Genomic DNA, 14,688 nt, shown 5'->3' with positions numbered 1-14,688 from the left:
CGTCATTTATTAAAAACAAAACCAGGGCCAGCGGGCCGGGATGGGTCATGGCAAAAATAAATGCGCGCCTCATTCTTTTATTGCTGGCTTTTGCAATAACACGCGTGCTGGCGGATCAGACAGTGGACGCGCCGACTGAAATGGCCGAGCCAGCAATCGAAAATGAGAATATTGAATTTGATGATTCATTTGTTTCTGGCGCCATGATCGATTTATCGCGTTATGCGCGCGGCAATCCCATGCCGCAGGGCAATCTGACGGTGGAGGTCTTGCTCAACGGCAATGCCATGGGCAAACAGGCCATCACTTTCAAACGCGCAGCCGCTGCCCGCGAAGCGCAGCCCTGCCTCGGTGCGGCCTTGTTGCAAAGCCTGGGCATCACGCCGCCCACCCTGACGCCCGACGTGGCCAGCGGCCCGCTGGATGACTGCGCCACGCTGGCGCAGCTGGCGGGCGCCCGCGCCCGCTTTGACGTGAACGAACAAAGGCTGGAACTGAGCGTGCCGCAGTTGTATCTGCAGCGTGAACGCCCGGGCGTGGTCAATCCGGCGCGCTGGGATGAAGGCATTACCGCAGCCACCGTGCAATATGATCTCAACCTTTATCGCACCGACGGCAGCGACGCCGCCACCCGCAGCGCGTGGTTAAGCTTGCTCAGTGGCTTTAACGTGGGCGGCTGGCGATTACGCTATCGCTCGGCCCTGAACCGAAGCGGCGACGCGCCTACCCGCTACCAATCGCTGGAAACCTGGGCGCAGCACGACGTCACGCGCTGGCAGGCGCAATTAACGCTGGGCCAGCTGTACACCGATGGCCAACTGTTTGATGCCTATGGTCTGGTCGGGCTGCGCCTGGGCAGCGATGACCGCATGCTGGGCGATACCGAAAAAGGTTTTGCACCGGTGGTCCGTGGCGTAGCCACCACGAATGCCCGCGTCAGCGTAACGCAGAACGGCAATCTGCTTTACCAGACGACGGTCGCGCCGGGGCCGTTTGCGTTTGAAGATTTGTATGCCACGGGTTATGGCGGCGATCTGGATGTGACGGTGACCGAAGCAGATGGCAGCGAAAAAAAATTCAGCGTGCCCTATGCTGCGGTGGCGCAGTTGTTGCGACCGGGGCAGAGCCGTTTCAGTTTTGCGCTGGGCCAACTGGACGACAACGCCACCACGCGGCACCCCGCTGTGGTGCAGGGCACGTGGCAATACGGCATCAACAATATGCTGACCGGCTACGCGGGCGTGGCTGTCAGCGACCGCTATCACGCCACGTTGTTAGGCGCAGCCTTTAATACCGCGTGGGGCGCGCTGGCACTGGACGTAACGCAAAGCCGTACCACCTTGCCGCGTGATGAAGCAGACGGCGCCAGCTGGCGCGCCAGTTACAGCAAGACCTTACCCGGTACGCAGACCGATCTGACATTGGCGGCTTATCGCTACAACACCGCCGGTTATTACAGCCTGCGCGATGCCGAGGTCGCCATCCAGAATGGCGCGCGCGGCAGTGCGGCCAGCGTGGCGCGGGTACGTAGCCGGGCTCAGGTGTCGCTCAACCAGACCTTGCCGCCGCCCTATGGCTCCGCCTATATCACGGCCAGCCACCAGAACTACTGGGACCAGCCGCAGGCGGATCTGCAATACCAGATCGGCTATTCCAACACCTGGCGCATGCTCAGTTACAGCGCCAGTCTGCAACGCTATCAACCGGCCGATGCCGAACGCGCCACCACGCAAGTGTTCGTCAATCTGTCGCTGCCGTTTGGGGGCGGCACGGATAAACCCGCCTTCAATTCGGTCTCGGCCACCTTTGCCCGCAGCAGCGATGGTCACCGCAACCTTGGTGCCAGTACCTCCGGCGCGCAAGGCGATTTCAGTTACGGCCTGAACGGTCATTCCAACCATGGTGTGCAAGGCAATAATGAACTGGGTGCTTATTCCAGCTATGCCACGCGCTACGGCACGCTCAATGCCTCGCTCAGCCAGGGCAGCGAAGCGCGCCAGGCCTCACTCGGCGCATCGGGCGCGCTGGTGGCGTATCGCAACGGGGTAGTGCTGGGGCCGCCGCTGCAGGCCGATAGCGCCATCGCCATAGTCGAAGCCGATGGCGCGGCGGGCGCGGTACTGGTGAATGGCGGCGGCGCGCGGATTGATGGCTTTGGCCGCGCCATCATGCCCAATCTCAATCCCTATCGCAGCAATGAAGTGGCGCTCGATCCGCAAGGCATCAGCGACGATATCGAACTGAAAAGCAGCAGCGCTGCCGTGGTGCCACGCGCCGGTGCCGTCTTGTTGTTGCGCTTTGAAACTGACCTGGGCCGTTCGGTCACGCTGAATATTGTGCGCGATGCGGGTGCGGCCGTGATTCCGCTCGGCGCTGAGATTTTTGACGAACAAGGCAATAGCGTCGGCGTGATGGGGCAGGGGGGCCGCGCGTATACCCGTGGCATTGCAGCGGCGGGCCGACTCAAGGTGCAGTGGGGCGATAGCGTGGAGCGGCAATGCACGCTGAGCTATGCCTTGCCGCCCGCAGCCACCGCGCGGCCGGTGCCGCTGATGCTGGAGCAAGTGCGATGCGAATAATCCATGCCCTTGGCCTGCTACTACTGGTGTGCGGCGCGCCCGCCTGGGCGGCGGGTGAAAGCAGTAGCCAGCTGGAATTTACCGGGCAAGTCCATCGCGGCACCTGCCAGCTCAGCCCGGCTTCGACGGAACAATTCGTACGGCTGGCGCGTATGCCACGTGGCATGTTCAAAGGTCGCGGCAGCCTGGTGGCGGATACGCCGTTCCAGCTCACGCTGCGCGACTGTGACGGCCTGGTGCAAGCCATCCATTTTGAATTTCAGCCGGAAAACAATGTACGGCTGCAGGGGCAGTTGCAGTGGTTTGCCAATGTGGCGACCTTGTTGCCCGCATATGGCGCCGGTGTGGCCTTGTTTACCGATGACGGGCGCAATGTGCTTAATGCCGACGGCAGTTCCGACGTCAGATTTGCCCCCACGGCCGACCAGACTTATGGGTTTCATGCCCGCTATGTGCAAACGGCCAATCAGGTTACGGCTGGCTTTGTGCGGGCAAGGGTGGTGGTGTATGTACGCTACGACTAGGGCAGGGATGGCCTGGCTTATTGGCTGCGGCGCGCTGCTCGCCGCCGCCACGGTGCCAGCGGCCAACGAGACCGAAGTCACCGCCAGCGCCGAACTGATCCGTGCCACCTGCATGATCAGCACCGCCGATGCGCGCCGTTCGATTGCCCTTGGCACCTGGTTGCTGGCTGACTTTGCTGGCGTTAATCAGGGGCCAGGCGTCAAGGACGTGACGCTCACTTTCCGGCAATGCGGCGTGGGCGGTCTGGAAACCATGTCGGTCAAAACCAGTTACCTGCCCTATGTCGGCGCGCCGCGCCTGCTGGCCAATAAAGGCAGCGCCGGTGGCATCGGGCTGAATGTGGTGTTTGCCAGCACCCAGACCTCGGTGGCCGATACGCGCAACCCGACTGCGCTCTACAGCGTGGCGACGCCGATTTATGAAGACCCCGGCGTTGCGCGCATTTTGCTCAAGGCCAATCTGGTCCAGGCCACGCCCGCCGCCGTTAGCCCCGGCAGCGTGGAGCACGCTTTGTTGCTCGAGTTCAGTTACCAGTAACCCCACCTCATGATTGCGAGAACGATATGCACCTTAGCCGCTTTGCTTACCCTCTGACCCTGGCCGTGCTGGCTCCGGTGGCCCTGGCCGGTAACACCGCCGACATCAATATCTCGGCCACCATTATCAAAAACACCTGCCAGGTGGACAGCAGCACCACCAGTGTCAACCTCGGTTTTGGCAATGTGGATGTGAGTACCGCCTTCACGGGCGGCGGCTGGAGCCATGCTTCGCGCACCGGCACCATCGTGTTGCGCGATTGCGATAGCAGTGATGTGAGCACGCTGATGGTGACCACGGCGCAAACCTCAGACTCCGGCAACATCAACAACTGGCTTAAAAACAGCGGCAGCGCCACCGGGGTGGCGGTGCAGTTGAAAAGCAACCGCGCGGTGTATGTGCAGGCAGCACAAAGCGGCATGCGGCTGGGTGATTTTGCCACGGTCAGCTATAACAGCGCCGCGCGCACTGCCAGCTTTGGCGTGGAGGCATGGCTGCAGCAAACCACGGTGGGCACCGCGCCACGGCCCGGCTCAGTGGTGGCCAAGTCCACCTTCACCTTTACCTATCAATAACGCTGCCAGCGACTACAGCTCGGCCAGCCACGCCAGAAAATCGTCGCGTGGCATGGCGCGGGCAAACAGCCAGCCCTGGCCACACTGCACGCCGCGCGCCGCCAGCCACACGGCCTGTTCTTCGGTTTCGACGCCTTCGGCAACCAGCTTGAGCTGCAGCGTATGGCCCATCTCGACGATATGCGGCGCCACGCTGGCCGAGGCGGCTTCGGTGCCCACGGTGTCGACAAATGCTTTGTCGATCTTGAGCGTATCGACCCGAAAATGCTGCAGATACGACAAGCCGGAATAGCCGGTGCCAAAGTCGTCAATCAGCACCGGATGGCCCGCGCTGCGCAGCGCCTGGATGATTTCGTTGGCGGTATCGGCATGCATAAAGCCGCGTTCGGTGGCTTCGATGGCAATCTGCTGCGGGGAAAAACCGACTTGCTGCATTTCGGCCGCCAGCTTGTCGACAAAGCGCCGCCCGGCCAGATCGACCGCCGCCACATTGATCGAGATATACAGCGCCGGATTGGCCGCCAGCGTGGTGCCCATTTCGCTGATCACGGTTTCCAGCACTTGATCGGTCAGGGCCTGGATCAGGCCGATTTCCTCGGCTAAGGGGATAAACAGATCCGGCCGTACCAACTGGCCACTGCTTTGCCGCCAGCGCACCAGTGCCTCGGCGCCGACACAGCGGCGGCTAAGCAAATCGACAATAGGTTGGTAATGCACTTCAAAGCGCCGCTGCGCCACGGCCTGGCGCAACTGGCCTTCAAACGACAGATGACGGCGCACCGCGCGTAAAAAAACCCACGCCACCAGCACGCCCGAGACCAGCCCGGCGGGCAACCAATAGCGCAAAGCCAGTGTCCAGCGGTCGAGGATGTCATCCTCTGGCTCGCTGGCAATCACCGCCACCGGCAGCTTGTTTGAGCGCGCCACCACATGAAAACGGCCGTCTTGCAGCGCAACGCCGGGCTGAAAATAGCTTTGCCGCAAGGCCTCGCGATTGGCATAAGGCCAGGCGGCGATCACCGCGCCGTGGGTAACGCCGACCACGCCAAGCGAATAAGAACTGCGGTCGCTCACCACATCGATCATTGATTCCGGATCGATCAATACGGCGTTCTGCCCCTGCGCCAGCACGATCATCTGGCGCCCCGCGCCTTGCGGATCGGGCACGCTGATCCAGGCGTTGTAACGCGGGCCGTGCCAGTCGGGCTTGCCCAGGCGCGGTGGGGCGATAAAGGTGGTGGCCATGGAGTCACACAGCAGCACATGGGCGGGATCGGGGCTGATGGCCAGCGCCACCTGCACATAGCGGAAGCGCACCACGGCGTGGCGGGCGGTTTCTTGCCAGGCCGGGCTACATGGCACGTCGTGATGTTGTTGCAACAGGTCCAGCGCCTCGCCGACGTTGGTCATCACCGTCTCGAAATTCTGCAAACCGCGTTCGGCGTAATCCGCCAAGGCATCGCGTTCGCGCGCTTGCACGGCCAGTTCGGCCACCCAACTGGCCGCCAGCAGCGGCAGCAGCAGCGCCAGCGCTAATAGCAGGGTCAGGCCGAGGGCGGTGGCGGGCGCCAGCCGCAGGCGATCGAGTTGCGACAAACCGTGCAGAAATCCAGGCGACACGGCGGCGGTGGATGGGGCGGGTTGGGCTGTGGCGGGCACACGCTATCCTGCACAAGGAGGGAGTTCCTTTCCTAGCGTAGCAGCCGTTATGCCAGATGCATGGTCTGCAGTTGGACGGCAGCAATGCGTGCAAATGCAAATATTGCCCGGCTATTTGCTTTGCTGGTCGATGTTCTTGTTGGTTTGATCGTCTTGTTTTTGCACACCTTCGCTGATGGCCTTGGCCTTATCCATGGCCTCGGCACCGCCCTGATCAATCTTGACCGGCGGGTCTTTACGCTCACAGCCCGTCAGTAATAGTGCTGACAGTAACGGTAAACAAACAAGAAATGCGTGGCGATGATTCAGCATGTGTCGATGCTCCGGTGCGGTGGCTGCCCTGCGCGGCAGTTTGCCTGTGTATTCAGGCGTTTGCCAAGCCCGGCGCCGCACAAACAAAAAGCGATGCACAAGGCATCGCTTTTTATTGACCAGTCAGGAAAACCCTGACGGGTAGGGCGCTTAGTGGCGACGGGTGGTGCTGGTCTTGTCCAGCTCATTCACTGCATCACCCACATTCGCTTCCGCCTTGCCGGCATTCTTTTGTACCTTGCCAGCGACTTCCTTGGCGGTGTTACCGGTGATCTTGCCGGCAACTTCCTTCACGGTGCCTTTAACTTGTTCCTTGCGACCTTCCACTTGTGCCTTGTTCATGATCGAGCTCCTTGTAATGTGCCGTTTTGAACGGTGGCCAACATGGCCTTGCAACGGTTCCCACTTTAGGCGTGTGGCCGGGACTAGCCGATCCGCCAGCTCCTGAGTTTGCTGTAGGAAGAGTGCGGCGCGCCGGGTGGGCCATGCCTCACCTGACCGCGACGGACGGCGTGGTCGGCGCCGCAAAGGCACTGCATCGCCGGGTTGACCGAGGTCGCGCTTTAGCGTGGTCGCTGCTGCAGACTGGCCATGATTTCGGCCAGCGGCGCTGCCTGCAGCGTGGCCCACGGCGGCAGCGCATCAAACGCGGCAGCCACCTCCAGCGCGGAATGCAGACCGTCTTCGTGCAAACCCAGACCCGTCCACGCCCCGGCAAACCAGACGCGATTGCGCCCTTGCAAGGGCTGCAGTGCTTGTTGCGCTTGCAGCGCTGCGTGATCGAGTAGCGGCTGGGCGCTGCCAAACTGGCCCAGCGTCAATGCTTCGGCCGGGGCGCTGCGCGGGTTGAGCGTCAGGATCACCGGCGTGCGGAATGGCAAGGGCTGCATTTGATTCAGCAGATAACTGACGCTGACCGGCTGATCCTGCGCGACGTCTCTGCCGCCCAGATAATTGCAGGCCGACCAGACACTGCGCCGCTGCGGCAGCAAGCGGGTGTCGGTATGCAGCACGGCCACATTGTGCTGTACCTGGAAGGCCGCCAACACGGCACGCTCTTGCGCGTCCGGCTGTTGCAACAAACGCAGGCTGGTGGCGGCGGGCGTGGCGAGGATGACTTCATCAAACTGTTCTGCCTCGGGCCCGCTGACGACGGTGACACCGAACTCCGAGCGATGGATGGCGCGCACCGGGCTGCAGCGGCGCACATCCTGTAATTCCTGATCGATGCGGAAGATGTATTCGCGCGCCCCACCCGCCACGGTACGCCATTGCGGCCGGTCGTTAATGCGCAGCAAGCCTTGCTGCTGGCACAGCCGCAAAAAGCGCGCGGCCGGAATTTGCGCCGCAGCCGCCAGCGAGCAATGCCAGCGCGTCGCCGCCAGCGGCAACAAGTGCCAGTCGCGCAAGGCCGCGCCGTAGCCGCCCTGATCCAGCAGTTCGCCCAAGGTGGTGCCGCGTGCAGCGCAGGGTGCCAGTTGCGCCTCGGCCTCGGCATCAAACCGCAGCAACTGGCGCAGCATCTGCAAAAAGCGCGGCGAAGCCAGGTTGCGCCGTTGCGCAAACAGCGACAACACATCGGTGGTCGACCATTCCAGCGCGCCCGCATCGAGCGATACACCCAGCGAGCGGTCGCTGTGCACCGTCTGCACCCCGAGCGCGTCGAGGAAGGCGGCGAGGTTGGGGCTGCTGCGCGCCTCAAATACGCCGAACCCGGTGTCGACCGGGTAAGTCCAGCCATCCAGCCGCACGTCCACCGTGTGCGCATGCCCGCCCAGCACGTTGGCCGCTTCATACACCGTGACCTGATGCCCGCGCCGTTGCAGCAGCAGGGCGCTGGCCAGCCCCGCTATGCCTGCGCCAACCACGGCAACACGCCGCGGCCGCGTGCTGGCGGGGCCTGCCGGGGGAGCGGCGCCCCATGCTGCGGCGCGCTGTGGGTCGGAGCCAAATGAATGCTGCATCCTGCCTGTTCCTGCGCTGGTTATTGCCGGCTGAACCGGGTCGTTGGCTTCATACGCAGCCGGGCCGGGGCTGGATGCATCCGGCCAGCCGCTGGGCGATCAACGGCAGCGGGCAGCGACAGGCGTTCGGCGGGATGAGGGACTTGCTGTATCCTTCGCTTTTGTTTTTTCAGAGCATCACCGCAATGCGCAACGCACTGCTGTTTTATTGCCGGGCCGGTTTCGAAAACGACGTCCGCCACGAATGGGAAGCCCGCACCGGGCAAACGGGCGGCTGGGAAAGCGCGCCGGGCTATGTGTTATTCAAGCCAGGCAAGGCCGGCGACCATGAAAACCCCAATGTGCCACGCGCCAATGAGACCATCTTTGCGCGTCAGACCATCCGGGTCATGGCCGATATCGAGCTGGGCGAGAAAGACCGTCTCGGCCCGATTCTGGAAGCGCTGCAAGCCAGCGGGGCCGGGCCGTTCAATGATTTGTGGCTGGAACATCCAGACAGCGACGAAGGCAAACCGCTGTCCGGTTTCTGCCGCCGCTTTGGCGATGTGCTGGGTACCGCGCTGGCCGAAATGAACCTGTTGAATGAACGCGCGCCGTATCGGCTGCATGTGTTTTTCTCCAGCATGACGCGCGCGATCATCGGCACCACCGACCCGCGCCATTCCAACCCATGGCCGATGGGCATTGCCCGGGTGCGCATGCCGACCGAAGCGCCGAGCCGTTCCACGCTCAAACTGTCCGAAGCCTTCATGACGCTGGTGCCGGATGCCGATTCGCTGCTCAAGCCGGGCATGACCGGGGTTGATCTGGGCGCTGCGCCCGGCGGCTGGACTTATCAGCTGGTGGCGCGCGGCCTCAAAGTTTTCGCCATCGATAACGGCCCGATGAAGGGCGATATGGCGATCCATCCGCACGTCAAACATCTGCGCGAAGACGGATTCCGCTACAAGCCACAACATCCGGTGGACTGGCTGGTCTGCGACATGATCGAACAACCGGCACGGATTGCCGAGCTGATCAGCAAATGGCTGGCCAATGGTATGGCGCGGCACGCAGTGTTCAATCTGAAGTTGCCGATGAAAAAGCGCTGGGCCGAAATCGAAAAATGCTTTGGCATTATCGAAGCCGCGATGGACCGTGCCGACGTGCATTACGTGCTGACCGCGCGCCATCTGTATCACGATCGCGAAGAGATTACTTGCTACCTGGGCCGTCCCAAGGCGCCGGTGTCGGCGCGCAAGACCACCGAACCGAATACCGGTAGCAAAGCGCGACCGGCCGCCAAGGCCGTGGCCAAACCGGTGGCGGCCAAGCCGGCTGCGGCCAAACCCGCAGCCAAGCCGCGTGTGGGCGGGCGTTCGGTGGCACGCAACACCAGCAAAACCGGTGCTCGCACGCCGCGCAACAAACCGCGTTAAGCGGGGCAGGGCTTGCAGTTCTGCATTGACAGGCTGCGGACCGGATGAATAACCTGTTCGCAACCTTTCAGCCAACTAACGGAGCGGTTTACATGTTCAAGGAATTCAAAGAATTCGCCATGCGCGGCAATGTGGTCGACCTCGCGGTCGGCGTGATCATCGGCGCGGCCTTTGGCAAGATCGTGGATTCGCTGGTCAAAGACATCATCATGCCGCCGATCGGGCTGCTGCTGGGCAAGGTCGATTTTGCCAATCTGTATGTGCTGCTGAAGCAAAGCGACAAGGTGCCGGGCCCGTATCCGACGCTGGAAGCGGCGCAAAAAGCCGGTGCCGTGACATTGAACTATGGTCAGTTTCTGAATGTGGCGATCAGTTTCTTGATTGTGGCGTTTGCGGTGTTCCTGATCGTCAAAGGCATCAATAACCTCAAACACAAAGAAGAAGCCAAACCCGCCCCGGTGGCGGCTGAGCCAGAAGACGTGAAACTGCTGCGCGAGATCCGCGACGCCTTGCAGCAGCGCCAGCTGTAATCATTTCAGGCGCCCGCAAAAAACCCGGCCAGTGCAAACTGGGCCGGGTTTTTTATTGATGACAGCAGGCGGGCATCAAGGCGCTAAGCAAATCTGCCCTACCCGCCGCGGCACGCATGCTCCACAGCATTCCTGCGTTATTGCAACAGCGCGCGCAGCATCCACGCCGTCTTTTCATGCACTTGCAGCCGTTGCGTCAGCAGATCATCGGTGGCCTGGTCGTTTACTTCACCCACCTTATCCAGTAAACCGCGCGCCGTGGTGACCACGGTTTCCTGGCCTTTGAGCAGGATGCGGATCATTTCGGTGGCTTCCGGAATGCCTTCCACCGCCTCAACGCGGGTGAGGGCGGCAAACTTGCCATAGGTGCCGGGGGCAGGAAAACCGAGGGCGCGGATGCGTTCGGCAATCAGATCGGTTGCCAGCGCCAGTTCGTTGTATTGGGTCTCGAACATCACATGCAGCGTGTTGAACATCGGCCCGGTGACGTTCCAGTGAAAATTATGCGTCTGCAGATACAGCGTGTAGGTGTCGGCCAGCAAACGGGATAAGCCGTCGGCGATGGCTTTGCGGTCTTGCTCAGAAATACCCAGATGAATATCCATGATGAACCTCCTGATGTTGGTGTCTGTTGCAGAGAGCTTGCCTGACAGGGCCGAAAGCAATTCTGCACCTCCGCACCGGCACGGTGAAATCAATTTTTACCGCTGCGGGCTATAGGTTCTGGCTAAGACAACGACGTTGGACTGCCCCGCGCCGGGACGGACGGCGTGGTTCTATGGCCTACATGGCTATCCGTTGTTGCCGACTCATCAAATACCGACAAGCCACGTACCTTTTCCTATAACCGTCTTGTCAGAGCCCAGCCCCCAAAACCATGCGCCGATTCCTGCTGCCCTTGCTGTTTGCCGTAACCGCGCTGTCCGCGCAGGCCCGTCCTGCCAAAGCGCCCGTTCCCACTTCGGCATCCGCCGCCGACCAGCTTACGCCGGCCGAAGCGCGCCAGGCGCTGGAGGTGTTGTCAGATGATCGAAAGCGCAATGAGGTGATGGCCACCTTGCGCACGGTCGCCAAGGCGGGCGTGGTGGTCGATGCTTCGGCGGTGGCCTCGGCACCGGCGGCGGCTTCGGCCTCGGCGGTGGCCGCATCGGCCCCGGCCAAGGCGAGCGCGTTTACTTCCAATAGCCTGGTCGCCGCAATCCTGGTGCAATCGCAAACCTGGCTTAAAGCCGCCGTGCGCGAGGCGCGTAACACCGCGCATGCCGCGCTGCAGGTGTCGGCCATCAGCGGCTGGTTCGAAAGCCTGATCAGCACACCGGCCGGGCGCGCTGCCTTTGTCGATGGCTTGTGGCGGCTGGTGGCGGTGTTGGTGGGGGCCTATGCCATACAGGCGCTGGTGTTGTGGGGCTTGCGCAAACCGCGCCTGACCTTGCGCGCATGGGTGGACCATCGCCTGGCCTCGGCCGAAGCCAGCGGCCGTTTTCTGGCTGGCGATACCTTGATTACTTTCCTGGCGGGCGAAGCCGATATGGCCGCGGCGCGCGCTGCCGCAGCGGCGGGCAAGGCTACGCCCACGGATACGACAGCCTCAACCGCGACCGCCGACCCGGACGCGGCCGCTCATCCCGGCGATGTCACGCTGAATGCACCCGCCGCAACGGTCAGCAGCACTGAACCCATCATCCCGACCCACAACGGCACCGCAAGCAGCTCGCCGCTCAAAGAAGCACCCCGGCCCACGCATTGGGCGTTTCTGCGCCGTTTGCCGGGGGCGCTGACGCTGGCGGCGCTGGCCTTGTTGCCGGTGCTCACTTTCTTTGTGGTGAGCGCAGGGCTCACCAGCTTGCTGGTCGATCCGGATGCGCCGGTGCGGCCGCTGGTCCTGCAGCTGTCGAATGCCTGGATTACCGCCAAGCTCATCATGGTGGCAGGGCGTTTGCTGCTGGCACCCCATGCCCCGGGCCTGCGTTTGCTGCCGCTGGATGACGCCAGCGCCCGCTTTGCCGAAGTCTGGCTGCGTCGCATCGTCATCCTGTTTGTGTTTGGTGGCGCCTTGGCCGACGCGGCCGCGGATTCCGGCCTCAGTGCCGAAGCCCATCGCGCCTTGCTGCGACTGTTCAGCCTGCTGGCGCATCTGGCCATGATCATGATGGTGGTACGTTCGCGCCATGTGGTCGCTAGCTGGATTCGGGCGCCGGAAGGCAGCAAGGAGGGCGCGTTGACCTCGATGCGCAACTGGCTGGCCGATGTCTGGGTGGTGTTTGCCGTGTGCCTGATTGCCGGGATGTGGTTTGTCTGGGCGCTGGGTGTGGACGATGGCTTCCAGAAACTGGTGCACATCCTTGCCAATACCGCGCTGATCCTGATCGTGGCACGCGTGGTCTTGATTGTGGGACTGGGCATGTTGGGCCGTACCCTGCAGCAGAACGGCGATGCGCTTTCCATCGTCAGCCAGCGCGCGCAGCACTATTACCCCTTGCTGCAGAAGGTGGTGACGTGGGTGGTTGGCATCGTCACCATTCTGGCGCTGTTGCAAGCCTGGGGCTTTGATGTGCTGGGCTGGTTGCGCCATGGCACGCTGGGGCCGCGCTTGTTCTCGGCCGCGGTCAATATCGGCATCATGAGTTTGCTGGCCATGCTGATCTGGGAAGTGATCAACGTTAGCGTTGATCGCCGTATCCAGATGTGGAGCGACCGCGGCGACCATATGCGCACGGTGCGGCTGCGCACCTTGCTGCCCATCCTGCGCACCACGGTGTTGATGGTGATGCTGCTGATCATTGGTCTGACCGGGCTTAACCAGCTTGGGATCAATACCGCACCGTTGCTGGCGGGCGCGTCGATTATCGGCGTGGCGCTGGGCTTTGGTTCGCAAAAGCTGGTGCAGGATTTCATCACCGGTATTTTCTTGATGCTGGAAGACGCGATGGAAGTGGGCGACTGGGTGACCGCAGCCGGGGTGTCGGGCTCGGTGGAAAAACTGTCGATCCGCACCGTACGCCTGCGCGGTGGCGATGGCTCGCTGTATATCATTCCGTTCAGCTCGGTAACGACGGTCAACAACGTCAATCGCGGGCTAGGTAATGCATCGGTCAAGGTCAATGTGGCTTATCCCACCGACCCGGACAAAGTGGCGGCCGCGCTGACGGAAATCGCCGCCGGCATGCGTAACGATCCCAAGTTCAAGGACGCCATCCTGAGCGACTTCCAGCTGTGGGGTGTGGATTCGGTGGACGGGGCGACCATCACGGTGGTGGGGCAGATTCCGACGACGGACAGCGGCCGCTGGGGCGTACAGCGCGAATTCAATCGCCGGATGTTTAAGCGGTTCCAGGAACTGGGTATCGAAATCGCCAACCCCAATCGCACCGTGATGGTGCCCAACCCCAATGGCAGCGCGCCTCCGACGCCCGCCAGCCCGCCGACAGCCGTATGAACCTGATTGCAAATGACATTGTCCTACGTGGTGCGTGGCCGTTTGATAGCAAACCTATACGGTGCGCGGGTGGCGGGACTGCGGTTTGATTACAAAGGCGTGTAATTGCGCGCAATGGTTTTCGTGATCACTGACAAGGTCCCGCGTTACTCGCCCGACACAAAGAGCAAGCCCGCACCGACATCGCCGCCGATCGCACAAGCTTAAAGTACAGCCATGACCTGAACGGCCATTCACTCATGTGACAACCAATCTGGAGAACTGCCATGAAAAAGGCTCTCATCACGCTGTGTACCGTTGCCGCAACCCTGGTTGCTGGTGTTTCTTATGCTGAAGGCGGCCAAGGTGCCGGTGGCGCCGGTAACGGCGAACGCGGCTTTAAAGCCGGGCTTTACAACAACACCCCGCGTCTGGACACGTGGCAAACTGACCAGGCTGCCATGACGCCGTACAACAACATGAACAACAACGACAGCTACACCTACAGCGCTGCCCAGCAAAAACTGGATGAGCAGCAAATGCAGAATCAGGCTGCCACACAGCAACAGAACGACACCATGCAGCAAGACAACAGCAACAACAGTCTGAGCGCTCCGGCCCCGGCCACCACCGATGGTGTTACGGCCCCGGCTGATTCGACCAGCAATGGGGGTTGGCGTTAAGGCGTTTTAAATAACAGCGCCCGCGCACGGTAGGCTTTGGCAATCGGGGGTGATTACCCAAGCTGGTCAGAGCGGGGTTCTGTTAACGAATAAAAAAACATCGTAGCTACGGCTGCGGTGTTTTTTTTTGCGTGGCGGCCAAGGGGTGCGCTGGCGTAAGGCAAATCAGCGGATAGCCGACACGGGATTGCTTTTGGCACCGACGGCTGTCGCTGCGGCTTTGACCGAGACTGATGGCATCAACAATTACAAATTGCCTGGAGGTTACGATGTCTTCGTTTGCCTTGTACCTGGTCGGGATGGTGATCGCCATCGTGGGCCTGGCCTACGGCGCGCACCTGGCGCATGTGCCGGATCACTGGATAGTGGTGGGGGTGGTGGTGGCGGTCGGGTTGGGGATAGTGGGGGCGGTGCGGAGTACGCGGTTTCGGGATCCTCCATGAGAGGGGGAGCCTGCGGCGCTTGGTTTGATGTTTGGCTTTGCGCTGAAC

At 61.9% G+C, this 14,688-nt stretch carries 14 protein-coding genes; 9 read left to right on the top strand and 5 right to left on the bottom strand.

Going from position 1 to position 14,688, the window contains the following annotated elements:
- Positions 1–47: 47 nt before the first annotated feature.
- From ACYQ1A_RS17705 to ACYQ1A_RS17690, 4 genes are read left to right on the top strand one after another with little or no spacing between them, the layout of a single operon-like run.
- Complete coding sequence (locus tag ACYQ1A_RS17705) at positions 48–2,579, top strand: fimbria/pilus outer membrane usher protein (protein ID WP_499364036.1); 2,532 nt, start codon at positions 48–50, stop codon at positions 2,577–2,579.
- The gene (locus tag ACYQ1A_RS17700; RefSeq protein WP_499364034.1) at positions 2,570–3,103 is read left to right on the top strand and encodes a fimbrial protein; all 534 of its coding nucleotides are present in this window, start codon (positions 2,570–2,572) and stop codon (positions 3,101–3,103) included. Before ACYQ1A_RS17705 ends, ACYQ1A_RS17700 begins: the two co-directional genes overlap by 10 nt.
- Positions 3,104–3,110: 7 nt before the next feature.
- The gene (locus tag ACYQ1A_RS17695) at positions 3,111–3,641 is read left to right on the top strand and encodes a fimbrial protein (protein ID WP_499364033.1); all 531 of its coding nucleotides are present in this window, start codon (positions 3,111–3,113) and stop codon (positions 3,639–3,641) included.
- A gap of 26 nt (positions 3,642–3,667) precedes the next feature.
- On the top strand, positions 3,668–4,216 hold the full coding sequence (locus ACYQ1A_RS17690; RefSeq protein WP_499364032.1) for a fimbrial protein: 549 nt from the start codon (positions 3,668–3,670) through the stop codon (positions 4,214–4,216).
- Between the two features lie 12 nt (positions 4,217–4,228).
- On the opposite strand, the gene ACYQ1A_RS17685 is transcribed toward ACYQ1A_RS17690, so the two are convergent.
- The 4 genes from ACYQ1A_RS17685 to ACYQ1A_RS17670 all read right to left on the bottom strand — a co-directional run bounded on the left by ACYQ1A_RS17685 (position 4,229) and on the right by ACYQ1A_RS17670 (position 8,151).
- The gene (locus ACYQ1A_RS17685) at positions 4,229–5,875 is read right to left on the bottom strand and encodes an EAL domain-containing protein (protein ID WP_499364030.1); all 1,647 of its coding nucleotides are present in this window, start codon (positions 5,873–5,875) and stop codon (positions 4,229–4,231) included.
- Positions 5,876–5,986: 111 nt separating this feature from the next.
- Positions 5,987–6,187, bottom strand: coding sequence for a hypothetical protein (locus ACYQ1A_RS17680; RefSeq protein ID WP_499364027.1), 201 nt, complete (start codon positions 6,185–6,187; stop codon positions 5,987–5,989).
- Positions 6,188–6,337: 150 nt separating this feature from the next.
- Positions 6,338–6,529, bottom strand: coding sequence for a CsbD family protein (locus ACYQ1A_RS17675; RefSeq protein WP_062225788.1), 192 nt, complete (start codon positions 6,527–6,529; stop codon positions 6,338–6,340).
- Between the two features lie 221 nt (positions 6,530–6,750).
- Entirely contained in the window at positions 6,751–8,151 is a 1,401-nt protein-coding gene (locus tag ACYQ1A_RS17670) for an NAD(P)/FAD-dependent oxidoreductase (RefSeq protein ID WP_499364025.1), read from the bottom strand.
- Between the two features lie 185 nt (positions 8,152–8,336).
- Here ACYQ1A_RS17670 and rlmM point away from each other — a divergent pair, with 185 nt between their 5' ends.
- Together rlmM and mscL are read left to right on the top strand one after the other, a co-directional pair.
- A complete protein-coding gene (rlmM, locus tag ACYQ1A_RS17665; RefSeq protein WP_499364022.1) occupies positions 8,337–9,569 on the top strand; it encodes a 23S rRNA (cytidine(2498)-2'-O)-methyltransferase RlmM in 1,233 nt (410 codons plus the stop codon).
- Between the two features lie 92 nt (positions 9,570–9,661).
- Positions 9,662–10,099, top strand: coding sequence for a large conductance mechanosensitive channel protein MscL (gene mscL, locus ACYQ1A_RS17660; RefSeq protein WP_499364019.1), 438 nt, complete (start codon positions 9,662–9,664; stop codon positions 10,097–10,099).
- Between the two features lie 137 nt (positions 10,100–10,236).
- Here the strand turns inward: mscL and ACYQ1A_RS17655 are convergent, their stop codons facing one another.
- Positions 10,237–10,704 carry a Dps family protein gene (locus ACYQ1A_RS17655; RefSeq protein ID WP_062225467.1) on the bottom strand — a complete coding sequence of 156 codons (468 nt, stop codon included), beginning with the start codon at positions 10,702–10,704 and terminating at the stop codon, positions 10,237–10,239.
- Between the two features lie 272 nt (positions 10,705–10,976).
- On the opposite strand from ACYQ1A_RS17655, the gene ACYQ1A_RS17650 reads away from it, so the two are divergent.
- The 3 genes from ACYQ1A_RS17650 (at position 10,977) to ACYQ1A_RS17640 (ending at position 14,640) form a co-directional block, all read left to right on the top strand.
- Positions 10,977–13,535, top strand: coding sequence for a mechanosensitive ion channel domain-containing protein (locus ACYQ1A_RS17650; RefSeq protein WP_499364014.1), 2,559 nt, complete (start codon positions 10,977–10,979; stop codon positions 13,533–13,535).
- Between the two features lie 266 nt (positions 13,536–13,801).
- Entirely contained in the window at positions 13,802–14,197 is a 396-nt protein-coding gene (locus ACYQ1A_RS17645) for a hypothetical protein (RefSeq protein WP_499364010.1), read from the top strand.
- 269 nt (positions 14,198–14,466) lie between these two features.
- Complete coding sequence (locus tag ACYQ1A_RS17640) at positions 14,467–14,640, top strand: hypothetical protein (RefSeq protein WP_169788457.1); 174 nt, start codon at positions 14,467–14,469, stop codon at positions 14,638–14,640.
- Positions 14,641–14,688: the final 48 nt, after the last annotated feature.

This window comes from Silvimonas sp. JCM 19000, assembly GCF_054652575.1.
This window is presented reverse-complemented; position numbering and strand designations above follow the sequence as displayed.